General features: G+C 59.3%; 14 protein-coding genes, 1 pseudogene and 1 riboswitch. Of the genes and pseudogenes, 8 read left to right on the forward strand and 7 right to left on the reverse strand.

What is annotated here, in order from left to right; all coding sequences use genetic code 11:
* The 3 genes and pseudogenes from AC3ZVB_RS14170 to AC3ZVB_RS14180 form a co-directional block, all read left to right on the forward strand.
* Window positions 1-524 (forward strand): annotated as a pseudogene (locus AC3ZVB_RS14170) (type VI secretion system Vgr family protein); the annotation flags it as partial.
* 88 nt (window positions 525-612) lie between these two features.
* Complete coding sequence (locus tag AC3ZVB_RS14175) at window positions 613-1,056, forward strand: hypothetical protein (protein ID WP_490146855.1); 444 nt, start codon at window positions 613-615, stop codon at window positions 1,054-1,056.
* A gap of 289 nt (window positions 1,057-1,345) precedes the next feature.
* The gene (locus tag AC3ZVB_RS14180) at window positions 1,346-1,804 is read left to right on the forward strand and encodes a GNAT family N-acetyltransferase (RefSeq protein ID WP_490146856.1); all 459 of its coding nucleotides are present in this window, start codon (window positions 1,346-1,348) and stop codon (window positions 1,802-1,804) included.
* 3 nt (window positions 1,805-1,807) lie between these two features.
* On the opposite strand, the gene AC3ZVB_RS14185 is transcribed toward AC3ZVB_RS14180, so the two are convergent.
* The gene (locus AC3ZVB_RS14185) at window positions 1,808-3,229 is read right to left on the reverse strand and encodes a M15 family metallopeptidase (protein ID WP_490146857.1); all 1,422 of its coding nucleotides are present in this window, start codon (window positions 3,227-3,229) and stop codon (window positions 1,808-1,810) included.
* Between the two features lie 82 nt (window positions 3,230-3,311).
* Here AC3ZVB_RS14185 and AC3ZVB_RS14190 point away from each other — a divergent pair, with 82 nt between their 5' ends.
* Window positions 3,312-3,983 carry a DUF2268 domain-containing putative Zn-dependent protease gene (locus AC3ZVB_RS14190; protein WP_490146858.1) on the forward strand — a complete coding sequence of 224 codons (672 nt, stop codon included), beginning with the start codon at window positions 3,312-3,314 and terminating at the stop codon, window positions 3,981-3,983.
* Between the two features lie 144 nt (window positions 3,984-4,127).
* On the opposite strand, the gene AC3ZVB_RS14195 is transcribed toward AC3ZVB_RS14190, so the two are convergent.
* Together AC3ZVB_RS14195 and AC3ZVB_RS14200 are read right to left on the reverse strand one after the other, a co-directional pair.
* A complete protein-coding gene (locus AC3ZVB_RS14195; RefSeq protein ID WP_162438508.1) occupies window positions 4,128-4,445 on the reverse strand; it encodes an NIPSNAP family protein in 318 nt (105 codons plus the stop codon).
* Window positions 4,446-4,646: 201 nt separating this feature from the next.
* Complete coding sequence (locus tag AC3ZVB_RS14200) at window positions 4,647-5,543, reverse strand: DMT family transporter (RefSeq protein WP_490146859.1); 897 nt, start codon at window positions 5,541-5,543, stop codon at window positions 4,647-4,649.
* A gap of 80 nt (window positions 5,544-5,623) precedes the next feature.
* Here AC3ZVB_RS14200 and AC3ZVB_RS14205 point away from each other — a divergent pair, with 80 nt between their 5' ends.
* Window positions 5,624-6,955 carry an aminotransferase-like domain-containing protein gene (locus AC3ZVB_RS14205; RefSeq protein ID WP_490146860.1) on the forward strand — a complete coding sequence of 444 codons (1,332 nt, stop codon included), beginning with the start codon at window positions 5,624-5,626 and terminating at the stop codon, window positions 6,953-6,955.
* Between the two features lie 217 nt (window positions 6,956-7,172).
* Here AC3ZVB_RS14205 and AC3ZVB_RS14210 read toward each other — a convergent pair whose 3' ends face one another.
* The 4 genes from AC3ZVB_RS14210 to AC3ZVB_RS14225 form a co-directional block, all read right to left on the reverse strand.
* Window positions 7,173-7,958: an ABC transporter ATP-binding protein gene (locus AC3ZVB_RS14210; RefSeq protein ID WP_490146861.1), complete on the reverse strand. Its 786-nt coding sequence runs from the start codon at window positions 7,956-7,958 to the stop codon at window positions 7,173-7,175.
* Window positions 7,955-8,971, reverse strand: coding sequence for a FecCD family ABC transporter permease (locus AC3ZVB_RS14215; protein ID WP_194692326.1), 1,017 nt, complete (start codon window positions 8,969-8,971; stop codon window positions 7,955-7,957). Before AC3ZVB_RS14215 ends, AC3ZVB_RS14210 begins: the two co-directional genes overlap by 4 nt.
* Entirely contained in the window at window positions 8,968-9,981 is a 1,014-nt protein-coding gene (locus AC3ZVB_RS14220; protein ID WP_490146862.1) for an ABC transporter substrate-binding protein, read from the reverse strand. Before AC3ZVB_RS14220 ends, AC3ZVB_RS14215 begins: the two co-directional genes overlap by 4 nt.
* Before the next feature lie 145 nt (window positions 9,982-10,126).
* A riboswitch (cobalamin riboswitch) is annotated at window positions 10,127-10,321 on the reverse strand.
* A gap of 677 nt (window positions 10,322-10,998) precedes the next feature.
* On the reverse strand, window positions 10,999-11,367 hold the full coding sequence (locus AC3ZVB_RS14225; protein ID WP_162440612.1) for a low affinity iron permease family protein: 369 nt from the start codon (window positions 11,365-11,367) through the stop codon (window positions 10,999-11,001).
* Window positions 11,368-11,592: 225 nt separating this feature from the next.
* Here AC3ZVB_RS14225 and AC3ZVB_RS14230 point away from each other — a divergent pair, with 225 nt between their 5' ends.
* The 3 genes from AC3ZVB_RS14230 to AC3ZVB_RS14240 are packed head-to-tail and all read left to right on the forward strand — an operon-like array spanning window position 11,593 to window position 13,492.
* Entirely contained in the window at window positions 11,593-12,240 is a 648-nt protein-coding gene (locus tag AC3ZVB_RS14230) for a hypothetical protein (RefSeq protein ID WP_490146863.1), read from the forward strand.
* Window positions 12,240-12,671 (forward strand): phage holin family protein, encoded by a 432-nt coding sequence (locus tag AC3ZVB_RS14235; RefSeq protein WP_194692323.1) that lies wholly within the window; start codon window positions 12,240-12,242, stop codon window positions 12,669-12,671. The genes AC3ZVB_RS14230 and AC3ZVB_RS14235 overlap by 1 nt, the downstream gene beginning before the upstream one ends.
* Complete coding sequence (locus tag AC3ZVB_RS14240) at window positions 12,668-13,492, forward strand: DUF3618 domain-containing protein (protein ID WP_490146864.1); 825 nt, start codon at window positions 12,668-12,670, stop codon at window positions 13,490-13,492. Before AC3ZVB_RS14235 ends, AC3ZVB_RS14240 begins: the two co-directional genes overlap by 4 nt.
* Window positions 13,493-13,523 lie beyond the last annotated feature (31 nt).

Genomic DNA, 13,523 nt, shown 5'->3' on the forward strand with positions numbered 1-13,523 from the left:
AGCGTCCTCTGACGCCAGGTGAAATCGCCATGGCAGGTACTGTCTTCAGGGATGCTATTGATTACACCAAAGTCAACGTGCATCACGGCGGATGGTGGTTGTTCTTTGGATTTCAGAATACCGCCGTGACGCCTAATGGTGAGATGTATTTTCCGGAGAGTACCAAGTATTACAGAGAGGATTTTTCCAACACTGAAGATAATAGAGATAAGGCGTTGTTCATGCATGAAATGACCCATGTATGGCAATACCAGCTAGGCTATCCGGTTAAATCGGCTGGTTTGGCTGTGACCAGTCGCGGGGCTGATGTATATAAGTACACATTGAAAGAAAGTGGTGTGCTCTCCGACTACAATATGGAACAGCAAGGTGAAATTATTTCTGACTACTACATGATATGTATAGAAGGAAAGCCTCACAGTGTGTGGGATCCAGCCAACTCAAATAAAAGTGCTGATTTGCTTGCGGTAACGGTTGCGCGCCTACTGACGAATCCGTCTGATACATCGAATCTTCCTGGGTAGCACTAATTATATGAAATTTAAAATATTGATAGTCGTTTGGTGGTGCAGTGCAGGTTGGCTACCTGCGCATGCAACATCGTTGGGCCGCATGGAATACGCCGATATTGAGTCTGTGGATGGCAAGCCGTCGATATGCATACCAGGCAATGCGGAAAAGTCATTTTCGGTTGGGTGGGTATCACTATCGCAAAGTTATACAAAAAACACCGGCTTCTGGGGAGTATCCCTTAAATCAGGTGAAGAACCTTTGATGTTGATGCCGGGTGAATGTTTCGTATTTGGTGTTGTTCCGAATGGGTATGCATCAGAATTGCCCGGGTCAAAAGAATACCCCCTACGGCTTGAAGTCAATCAAACGTATGTGTTTCGGCTGAGTGGTGCGTATAAGTCAACTGATACTTACCGGGTCGTGTTTTGTGTTAACAGTAAAGCAGGTGGTGGTTTTGAGTATCTGAAATATACACCGCTGTCCGGTGGCGAAGAGGCCGTTCCATTCTGCAATGTTCGCAGTAACAGTGGCGGCCCGGAGTAATTCGGAAGATCGAAATGGGCGCGTGGAAATCAGCACGTCGGATTAACAACTGCTCAGTTGTGGCGGCGCCTTCATTTGGATGTTTAATTTTCTAAACATTTATCGGTTTTTTTAATATTGAGATCTCGTTAGACCCAACTGCTTTTCGCTTCATTATGGTTGTTGTTTTCACAGTTTGCATGAGCTTTAAAGGATGCTGGTAGGTACCTATAAAGCCATGCCGATGGCTGCGATCTTTTGATCTATCATTCCCGGATCACCCACCCCCCCCCGTACGGAGACGATCAACATGCCCCTCCAAACCCAGCGCGCCGACGCCAGTCACATCGACCTCATCGCCCCTCTATTCGACGCCTACCGCGGTTTCTACGGCCAACCTCCAAACCTGCCCCAATCCCGCGACTTCATCGCCGAGCGCATCGCCCGGGATGAGTCGGTGATTTTCTTCGTTCAGGACGAGGTGGGCGAGGCGCTGGGATTTGTGCAGTTGTTCCCGACGTTTTCCTCCATCGATGCGCACCGCACCTGGTTGCTCGGGGACCTGTTCACAACGCCCAACGCGAGAGGTCGCGGGGTGGGGACGCTGTTGATGAACACGGCGCGATCGTTCGTCGTGTTGTCCGGCGGTAAAGGCATGACGCTGGAAACCGCCACAGACAACTTCAGCGCGCAGCGGTTGTACGAGTCGTTGGGCTATGTGCGTGACACGGGTTACTACACCTATTGTCTCGATTTGAAGCAGGGCTGAGGTTCAACGCTGCGGCAGGCCCCAAGGTTCGCGGAACTGCTCGTATTGCGCTTCAGGCATTTGCACCAGCAGCGGCGTTTCGCGAGGGTCCAGCCAGTTGAACAACCGGGAAATATCCGCCTGATCCATGGCCGTGCAGCCCGCCGTCGGGGCGGTGGGGGCGCGCCAGATGTGGAAGAAAATGCAGGATCCGGCGCCGGGCGTCGCCGGGGTGTTGTGATCGATGACGATGCCTTTGCGGTACAACACATCCTCATTGCGCATGTGTTCGGAACTGCTCCAGTCCTTTGAAACCGCCGAGCCATCGACCAGTTCGTTGTAGCGACTGGATTGGCTGTCATCCACGCATTCGGTGGCCGGCGTGAGGGCGAGGTAGGGCAGTTTTGTCTGCGCAACCGGATCAAAGCCGAACGCTGTTCCGAGCTTGAAGACGCCGGCAGGCGCTTTCCCGTCGCCTTCGCGTTTGACCGGACCTTCGCCGGGTTCAAAAAGTCCCTTGCCCCAGGCCATTCCGCTTTTGCCGAGCACCACCGCAAAGGCGTCGCCGGACTTTTTGAAGGTGCTGCCGTCGCGCTCATAACGCTGGGCGCTGCCCTGGATGTCCTCCCAGTTTTTCGACGTGACCACTATCAACTGCTGGCTGGCGTCGACCACATCGCGGGTCGCCAGGGGCGTGATGAGGAAATCCATGACCTCTTTTTTGGCGACCTCGCCCGCGTAGGTGAAATGCCACCACTCTTTCGAATACCCGCTAAATCCTTCTTTTTCCATCGCACGGGTCAAGCGCTGCCGATTGGCCTTCGCCGTTGCGTTGATCGTCGGGTTGTCAGGGTGAGCGCGCTCGTCGAAGCAATCGAAACCGGTGCCCATATCGACCCCGCCGTCATGCCAGCGCTGCTCGTAAGGCGCCGTGCAATCGACCGGTGCGGCCACGGGCGTCCATTTGTTGGCAGGCAGCGCCTGCGGCCCGGTCAGGGTCAGGTCCACGGTTGAGCCTTTGGAATGCCCCGACACCCGCGCCACATAGCCCAGGCGCCAGAAATCCTGCTTGTCCACGCGGGGGTAGAACTCGGCCTTGCGCGGATCCCCCGGTTCGGTCGCGAACCGGCCCATGTCCGCCACGGCGCGGCTCGGGCGATAGCAATCGAAAACCTTCAAGCCATAACCCTCGGCGCGCAAAGCCGTCTGCACCCGGGCGAGCGCCTTGGCCGTGTCCACCGTCAGCAGGCACTCGGCGGCGTCATATCCGGCAAGCGGATGACCGGTGAAGTTGTGAGCGCTGGCGTAGCGGACATCCTGCTCGATGCCGGGATCGATCGTGCGCAAATAGACCATGTGATCGGGCCGGTTCTCGGCACCGGCCATGGTCGCGAGGGCGAGGCCCAGCAGTAGCAGCGAGGAAAAATGTGAGGTATTCGGGCGCATGGTCAGGGTGGCTTCCGGTGGATATGATGGGCCGCTTGGCTCAGTGGAGCTTAGCCTTTGCAACGAATTCAAGGAGATATCAATGGACGCATGGACACTGCACTGGCTGGAAGCTTCGGGAAACCTTGACGACTTTCGAACCGAGGTGATTGGCGAATTCGCCGCCGCTTACCAATCCATTTCCCGGCTGATGCCAGCGCCACGGCTGGATATCCTGATCCAGACGCTGCCCGGCGAAACCATCCCGGAAATGGGCCTTGTCGGGCGAGCCGTTCGCAGCACCCTGTTTTCGATGACCCTCGATCCCGACAACCCGAACTTCCTCGCAAGCCTGCGCAACGGCACGCTGCACCGACAAATCATCCATGAGGTTCATCATTGCCTGCGCATGGCCGGCCCCGGCTACGGCTGGACACTGGGTGAAGCCTTGGTCAGCGAAGGGCTGGCGGGCCAGTTTGTCGGTCATGTGCTCGGTAGCGAGCCGGAGCCTTGGGAAAGAGCCGTCACACCGGCCGAGCTCCTGCAAATACCAATAGAGCCGCAGACCCTTGACTCAACGCATTACAACCACAGTGAGTGGTTCTTTGGGTTCGGTGCTCACCCGAGATGGCTGGGCTACACCTTGGGCTATCAGATGGTTGAACAATGGCTGGCATCGACAGGCGACATCGATGTCGCCACCTGGATCAATGTCCCCGCGCGCACCATCATTGACTCAGCCATTGAGGCGCGGCGGGGATCACTGGAAACCTGAGTTTTCAGCAACAGGCTTGCCGCCATCGCGGGCAAACCACGCTCCCACAGGATCCAGGCACAGCACAAAATCCTCAGCCAGCCACAATCCCTGTAGGAGTGAGCCTGATCGCGATGAGGCCAGAACAAACCACCGCATCATCACCTACTGCTGCTGATCCCCAAACACCGGCCGGAAAAAGCTGCGTTCATAACTCAGGATGCACTTTGTCTCTTCGGCGTACTTGAAGGCCGCGATGCACGCCGCGTCCTTCATGGAGTCCTGCCGGTAGCGCTCGTAATCCGCAAGGCTGGGAAAGGTGAACATGGCCATGGCGATGTTGTTGGCGCCCTCGGACGGCAGGAAGTAGCCGTGATGCTGTCCGCCGAATTTCTCCACCAGTGGAATCCACAAGTTTGCGTAGTGTTCGAACGCCTTGATCTGGTAGGGATCAAGCACATACCTCAGATAGCAAGTGACCACGTTTTTTCCTCTTGAATTAGGTGCCCTGGCAGGCACTCATTGCCGCAACGGCTGGCTCTGTATACGTCATCCCTGAAGATGAGTGATCAGGGTGCAATAGATTCACGAATCGCTGCAATGGTCTTCTCCGGCGCTTCTTCCATTAACCAGTGACCGGCGCTCAGCAGGACACGGAACAAGTCGTGAGCCTGCCATGGGTCTTTACCTTGAAAACCTTTTCGCCCCCGCGACACATGCAATCACTGCAACGGTCACGCCCAGCATGCCCAGGCTGACATGTTCATGCAGCAGCGTTGCCGCCAGTGCCAGGCCGAAAAACGGCTGCAATAATTGAAGTTGGCCGACCGCGGCGATGCCGCCCTGTGCCAGCCCGCGATACCAGAAAACGAAGCCGATCAACATGCTGAACAGCGACACGTACGCCAGGCTGAACCACGCGGGCATGGTTACTCCCGAGAAGGAGGTCGGCGCCAGCCACCAGGCCAGTGGTGCCATCACCGGCAGCGACAGCACCAACGCCCAGCAGATCACTTGCCAGCCGCCGAGTGTTCTGGACAACTTCGCTCCTTCGGCATAACCCAGCCCGCAGGCGAGGATCGCCAGCAGCATCAACAGGTCTCCGATCGGCGACGCGGTGAGTCCCTGGGACAACGCGAAGCCCACCACCAGCAGGCTGCCCAGAATCGAAAACAGCCAGAACACCGGACGCGGACGCTCGCCACCGCGCATCACGCCGAACACCGCCGTGGCCAACGGCAGCAGGCCGACAAAGACAATCGAGTGTGCCGACGTTACGTACTGCAACGCCAGCGCCGTCAGCAACGGAAAGCCTAGAACGACGCCCAAGGCCACGATAGCCAAGGGCAACAGTTGCGACCGGGCAGGGCGCTGCTCCTTGAACACCAGCAACAGGCACACCGCCAGAACGGCGGCGATGCTGGCGCGGGCAACCGTCAGGAAGACCGGGTCAAATTCCAGAACGGCGACCCGCGTGGCAGGCAGCGAACCGCTGAAGATCAGCACGCCGATAAATCCGTTGAGCCAGCCGCTCGCGGTCTTTTCCAGGGGAAGGTGTTGCAGGTTCGATGCGCGTTCCATTTCGTCAGTCTCACATTTGCAGAACGCCATCCTAAGGACGAGAATAAAGACAATCAAAAAATTGTCATGGATACATCCCGATGCCCCGATCCCGCTACAAATCACTGGTCGATGCGTTTGCCGCCGATATCCGCGCCGGCCGATTGCTGCCGGGCACACGGCTGCCCACCCACCGTGAACTGGCGAGCCGTGAAGGGCTGGCGCTGGTAACGGCCAGCCGCGTCTATGGCGAGCTGGAGGCCATGGGCCTGGTCAGTGGGGAAACGGGCCGGGGCACGTTCGTCAGGGAGACCTCGTTGCCCCCCAACCTTGGTATCGATCAGCAAGACGTGGCCGCCGGCATGATCGACCTCAACTTCAATTATCCGTCGCTGCCGGGCCAGGGTGATTTGTTGCGCAGTGGCCTGCGCCAACTGGCGGCGGGCGGCGATCTGGAGGCCTTGTTGCGCTATCAGCCACACGCGGGGCGCTTGCACGAGCGCGTGTCGGTGGCGCGGCATTTGGGCGCTCGGGGGCTGACGGTCGGGGCCGAGCAGGTGCTGATGGTCAGCGGGGCCCAGCACGGGTTGGCGGTAACGATGATGGCTTTTCTCAAGCCCGGCGACGTGATTGCCGCAGACGCGCTGACCTATTCCGGTTTCAAAGTGCTGGCCGAAGCACTGCACCTTGAAATCGCACCGATTGCTGCCGCTGAAAGTGGCCCCAATCTCGATGCGCTGGAAAAACTCTGCCGCCGTCGGCGCGTGCGGGCGGTGTACACCATGCCGACGATGCACAACCCCTTGGGCTGGGTAATGAGCGCGGAACAACGCGAACACTTGGTAGCCCTCGCGCGCAAGCATGACCTATTGATTATCGAGGACGCTGCCTATGCTTTTCTGGCCGAAAACCCGCCGCTGCCCGTGGCGGTATTGGCGCCGGAGCGAACCGTTTACGTCTCTGGTTTATCCAAGAGCATCGCCACCGGCTTGCGCGTGGGTTTCGTTGCCGCGCCGATCGAAAAAGTCGCCGCCATCGAACGAACGATCCGGTCGACCACCTGGAACACACCGGGTGTGATGACGGCCATTGCCTGCGCCTGGCTCGACGACGGCACCGTCATGCAGCTGGAGGAGGAAAAGCGCCGGGATGCCCAGGCCAGGCAGATCGTCGCGGCACGAGCGCTGGACGGTTTGCGTTGCGTCACCCATCCGTCGTCGTATTTCCTGTGGCTGCCGCTGTCGGAGGACGCCAGGGCGGATCAGATCACCAAGGCGTTGATGGAAGAAAATATCGCCGTTTCAACCGCCGAACCCTTCGCCACTTCGGTGCACGTACCCCATGCGATTCGCCTGGCACTCGGGTCGGTGGATATCGATACGCTCAAGGCGGCGTTGGCGAGGGTGAAATGGATGGTGGAGGCGTATTCCTGATCACGGGCGTGCGTCGAAGCTGCCGAACCCACCACTGTCCCCTGTAGCAGCTGCCGAGCCTGCGAGGCTGCGTTCGGCTGCGCAGCAGTCGCAATCCGGGAGATACGGTTTACCTGAAAGAATGCGGACCCAGGATTTACGACTGCTTCGCAGCCGAACGCAGCCTCGCAGGCTCGGCAGCTGCTACAGGTTTTGCGGTTGCTGCAGATGCGCAAGATCAGGCAACCGGAGCACTGCGAAACCGCAGAATCCGCGCACCGTCATAAGGATCAATCAGATAGTGCGCCTGCACCCCAAATGTGTCCTGCAGGCGTTGCGGAGTCAGCACTTCAAACGGATGACCCAACGCCACCAGCCGGCCTCGCTCCAGCACCGCCAGGCGATCACAGCCGAGTGCCTGATTGAGATCGTGAAGGGCGATCACCGTCGTCACCGGCAGCGCATGCACCACTTGCAAAATCGCCAGCTGGTGCTGGATGTCCAGGTGATTGGCCGGTTCGTCCAGCAACAGAATCTGCGGGCGCTGGGCCAGGGCGCGGGCGATGTGCACGCGCTGCCGCTCACCCCCCGACAGGCTGCGCCAGGTACGGGTTTTCAAGTGCGTGGCATCGACATCATGCAGCGCTTGCTGGACGATCGCGTCGTCCTCGCGCGACCACGGACGCAACGCCGACAGCCAGGGCGTTCTTCCCAGTGAAACGGCATCGAGCACACTGATCGAATCATCGGTATCCGCCTGCTGCTCAACCACAGCAAGGATCTGCGCGACCGTGCGGCGCGACAAGTCCTTGAGGCGCTGTTCACCCAGCCGGACCTCGCCCCGAGTGGGCACCCGCACACCCGCGAGCAGCTTGAGCAGGGTGGATTTGCCCGAGCCGTTCGGCCCGACGACACCCAGGGTTTCTCCGCGCCGAATGTCCAGTTGGATGTCGTGCAGCAGCTGCGCATCACGGACATCGAAGCCCAGCCCCGTACAGCTCAATACAGACTCACCGGCACTCATCGCGCATTCCTCCGACCGACCAGGATCAGCGCGAACACCGGCGCACCCACCAGGGCGGTAATCACCCCGACCGGGATGACCTGGCCCTTGATCAACGTCCTCGACAGCACGTCAGCGGCAATCAGGAACAGCGCACCTCCGAGCGCGCTGTAAGGCAGCAAGCGCGCATGTCGAGTCCCCAGCAGCAGGCGCACGGCATGGGGAATCACCAGCCCGACGAACCCGATGGAGCCGACAATCGACACCATCACCGCCGTCACCAGCGCCGCGCACCCCACCAGCAAAAACTGCACCCGGCGTACCGCAATGCCGAGCGACGCAGCGGAGTCGACACCAAACGTGAAGGCGTCGAGCGCTCGCCGGTGCCACAGGCACACCGCGAGACCGAGCAACGCCACGGGCACCGACAACCACACCGATGGCCAGCGCACGCCACTCAGATTGCCCAGCAGCCAGAACATGATGCCGCGCGCCTGTTCGGAACTGGCCGACTTGGTGATCAGAAACGCCGTGAGCGCATTGAACAATTGCGAGCCGGCGATTCCCGCCAGAATGATCTGCCCGGTGCCACTGGACGATCCGCTGACACGCGCCAGCAGAATCACCAGGGCAAAGGCCGCAACCGCGCCGGCGAATGCCCCGGCGGACAACGAAACCGCGCCAGCCCCCACACCCAGCAACGCCACCAGCACGGCACCTGTGGACGCGCCGGCGGAGATGCCGAGCAGGTAAGGATCAGCCAACGGATTGCGCAACAACGACTGCAGGATCACCCCGCAAGTCGCCAGCCCGGCGCCACAGGCAGCGGCCACCAGGGCGCGGGTCAGGCGGTAGTTCCAGACGATGCCTTCGTCGATGGGATCAAGCACATGCCCGGCCGCCCACAGCTTGTTGGCCAACACCTGGAACACCACGCCCGGCTCGATCGGCGTTTCACCAATGGCCACGCCAGCGATCACTGCCAGCAGCAGTGTCACGAACGCCAGCAGCGTGCGAATCAACGTCCTGGTCATTGCGGCAGGTCGTAGCCATTGATGGCGGTCGCCAGTGTTTCAAGGCCATCGAACATTCTGACGCTGGCCTGCATCGCCATGGCGTCGAGGATAATGATCCGGTTGTTTTTCACCGCGTCCATGTTGCGCGTCACCGGGTCACTGCGCAGGAATTGCAGTTTCTTTTCATGATCGTCAGCAGGGAATCGTCGGCGGTCCATACGTGCAATCACCAGGAACGTCGGGTTGGCCTTGGCGATGGTTTCCCAGCCCACAGTCGGCCATTCCTCGTTGGACTCAACGACGTTGCGCACGCCCAAGGTGTTGAGCATGAAATCCGGGATGCCCTTGTGGCCGGCGACGTACGGGTCGATGTCGAGGCTGGCGCTGGAGAACCAGAACAGCGCGCTGGTGTGCTTCAGGTCCTTGTTCTGCACCGTGGCCATCGACTTCGCCAGGCTGGCCTTGAGTTCGGCGTTCAACTGCTCGCCGCGGCCCTGAACATCAAAGATCTGCGCCAATTGGCTGATGCTTTTGTAGATGCTGTCGATGCGAAACGCCTCCAGCCGCGTGCCATCGGCGCCGACCAGGTTGTCTTTGGCTTCGCAATCGGAGGGCATCAGGTAGGTCGCAATATTCAGCTCATGAAACTGCTCGCGAGTGCCCACTGCGCCTTGCGGACCGACCATCCATTCCAGCTCCACCGCCACCAGTTCAGGACGTTTGCCGATCACCGCTTCGAAACTCGGCTCGTTGTCGGCCAGGCGTTCGATCTTGTGGTTCTCGGCTTTGTACGTGGCCAGGACATCGTTGAACCACAGCGATGTGCCGACCAACTTGTCGCTCAAACCCATGGCATAGAGCATTTCAGTGCCGGCCTGGCCAATGGTCACGGCCCGGACAGGCGCGTGCTGGAACGTCAGCGTGCTGCCGCAGTTTTCGACGGTGAGGGGGTACTGAGTCGGGGTCGCCTGGGCGAGGGCACAAAAACCCAGGCCCGAGAGGAGGGTGGCGAAGCGGGGCAGCAGCATGGGGCGATCTCCATTTGAACCGTACAGGGAAGCCGAGGTATACGGTCTGGAAACACATCATCGAACGCTGCTGCAAAGGCAGTGCAAGGCCGATCACCGAAGTGACGCACGCGGCAAGGATGTCCTTCCCGGACACCCCGCCGGTTAGTGATTTGCTTGGCCGGCAGGTCTCCTGACTGATGCGTCATCGCCTGGCCCCGGCCTTCCCGGGGATGATCCCAGTGGCGTTCGTGGAGCAGGCTCAGCATCTACAGTTGCGGGGGCAGTTCCGTTTGATGCTGTGTGAGCATCACGGATTCCCTATTAATCCCATGTGGAAACCGGCGGCGGCATGGTAGTCGATCAGACCGTCCGAGGGGAACCTGTCTAACCCCGATGCACCCAGATCCACTGTAGGAGCAAAGCGTGCTCGCGATGGCGTCCTGACAACCAAGCCACATCCCCCAGATGCTCCCGGATTAACTGTAGGAGTTAGCCTGCTCGCGATGGCGACCTGTCAGGCAGCAAGTTTCTCCCATATGTACACCGATCAAACTGTGTGTGGCCTGCCCGGCGATGGCGCCCTCATAGCCGGTCGATATTTGCTGATGTACCCGATCAAACTGTGGGAGCTGGCTTGCCAGCGATGGCGGCCTGATCGGCGGTGAGATTGTTGCTGGTGTACATATCCATTTCTGCGGTTACGGCGGCTATTGGTTTCGCCCTTACGGCGAGTCACTTGGAAAAGCGCCAAGTAACCAAACGCTCTTGCCCCTTTCGTCCGGTGCCTCGCCTGGGCTCGGCATACCCTCGCTCCGGTCCTGCTCCGTGGGCCCGCCGCCATCGGCCATCCATGGCCGGGGGCGGCTAACCCGGCATCCTTGCCGGGTTGCCCACTGCGCAGAACCTGCGCTCGGCCTTACGAGGGGGCAAGAAGATCAAAAGCAAATCAAAAGCAGATCAAGTGCAGATCAAGTGCAGATCAAAAGCCGACCGAACTGCGTTTTTTCCAGGTATTGGGTGCGTTCGCCGTAGGCCTCAATCACTCACCTTGATCGCCTCAACATCCCCCAAAGCGCTGTAATGCTTACGCAGCTTGCGCAGTTCCCGACTGCCCATTTTGTCCAATGACAACGTCGCGTTCTGTGCCTCCTGAGTGGCTCGAATCAACTCGTCGATTTTCAGATGCAAGATATCGTTGTCGCGGTTTTGGGTGTTCTGGATGAGGAAGACCATCAGGAACGTGATGATCGTGGTGGAGGTGTTGATGATCAGTTGCCACGTGTCGTTGTAGTGGAAATAGGGACCTGTGAGCGCCCATACGATGATCAGGACAATGGCGGTGAGGAAGGTTTTTGAGCTGCCGGCTCGATTGGAGAGTGCCTGGCAGAATTGTGCGAATTTCATGAATGCCTACTCTTGCGATGGTCAGTGATAGACCGCAGTGATTCTTTGAAATTCTTTTTACTTCTCCTTTGTCCGTGAGCGTTTTCCTCCCGTGTATCCGAGGGCTCACGTCGCTCATCATTTTGTTGGAACTCCTTTCAACGTCGCTCCGTCATCTGAACTGAGGGGGGCTGCGAGCGCTCGTGGCGTACCCGATAACGCTTTTTTTGAACAGCGAGGGACGTCATGAATAGTTCAGACAGCAGGACTGACGGTCAGACCGATCGTCAGGACTCCGGAAGACCGGAAGCCGATTTTCAACATTTGAAGGAGGGCGTTACCGAGGCCCTGGGTGATGCGCGCCAGCAAGCGGATGCGCAGTTCGGGCAGTACCGTGATACAGCGGCAGACCAGATCGAGGCACTGGCCCAGGGGGCTAAATCTTTCGTCTCCGAGATTGAAAGCAAGGACACGCTCGGCATGTCCGATTACCTGGCCGACATGGCCGAGTCCATGAGCGGGCTGGCCGGTAATCTGCGTGGCAAAAGTGCCGAACAGCTGCTGCACGATGCAGCCAATCTGGCGCGCAGCAACCCCACGCTGTTCATTGCCGGCAGTGTTGCCCTGGGCTTCGGCCTGTCGCGATTCCTGAAAGCGGGCACGTCTGCGGCCTATACCACCACCCGCGACAGTGACCCCGCCATGGGCAGCTCCAATCCTCCTTCCGGTGGTTTCGGGGCGCAGCGACCGTATGAAACGTCTGTCCCGCCACGCACCGATTCGGGTGCTGGTTTGGCCACCGGCATCACGCCAGCCTCGCCAAATGAGCAAGACCACCCTTCGGACTTCGCGACGCCTGCCAGACCAACGTCCGACTTCAACGGAGCATTGTGATGAACAGAGAAGATACTGAGTTGCCGGGCTCAAGACCGGTGCCTGCGGTCGATACTGACGCTTCGGTGGTGGGGCTGTTGCGGCAGTTGTCGCGGGAAGTGCCTGCGCTGTTTACCAAGGAGCTGGCGTTGGCCAAAGCCGAACTTCAGGCCAGCCTCACGACACTCAAGGCCGGTATTGCCGGCGTCGCCGGCGGTGCGATTGTGCTGTTGGCCGGGTTCATCATCTTGCTGATGTCGGCAGTCTACGCGTTGGCCATGGTGATGGCGCCGTGGCTGGCGGCGTTGATCGTCGGGGTCGTGGTGATGATCATCGGGTTCGCCATGTTGCAGTCAGGAAAAAAACAATTCGAGCCGTCCCGCTTCAAACCGGATCGCACACTGGACGCGCTGAATAAAGATCAGGAAGCGCTGCGGAGGAAAGTCTCATGAACAGTGAATTCGAACTTGAGTCGGAAAAAAGCCCGGAAACGATCGAGCGTGAAATCGACGCGCAGCGTGCCAGTATCGGCAACATCGTGGACGCACTGGAGAGCAAATTCACTCCGGGACAGATGTTCGATCAGGCGCTGGGTTTGATGCAGAGCAATGGCACGGTGTTCCTGTCCAACCTGGGGACCAGCGTGCGCAACAATCCCGTGCCCGCCGTGCTGACGTCGGTGGGATTGTTGTGGTTGATGATGAGTCAGAATCGTCCACCTGCACCGCGTCCCGGCTATAAGGTCGGGCCGGATCAGAACACCGTGGGCGAGTGGGCCGATGGCCTGGCGGACGGCATCGACAGCGCGCGTCACCATTTGCACGACACCGCCGATTCGCTCAAGGAGGGCTATCAATCCGTCAAAGGCAAAGCGGCGAACCTGACCGATAACCTGGGCGCCGCCACCGATAACATCAGCCACGCCATGCATGATGCGAGCGATCGGTTGGTGCACAGTACCCAGGTGATGAGCAATCAGTTCACGCAGTTGTTGAAGGAACAGCCTTTGATGGTCGCGGCTGCGGGTATCGCATTGGGCGCCATGCTCGGGGCTGCGTTGCCGTCGACGGCGACCGAGCAGCGCTATCTTGGCAAGACCAGCGCGGGACTGACCGACAAGGTCAAACAACAGGCTCGTGAGGGCTTCGAAGCGGTCCGCGATACGGTGACCAAAACAACCGATCATTCGGATGAGGACGTAAAAGCGGGTGGGCAACAACGTAGTGCGAGCGATACTACAGCTGACTTGTCACGAGGCTTGGGTACCTCGTAAAAAAATCGACGGGGGAGGCCGGTAATGGGCC

The sequence above is a fragment of the Pseudomonas sp. MDV22-iso1 genome (assembly GCF_058145095.1).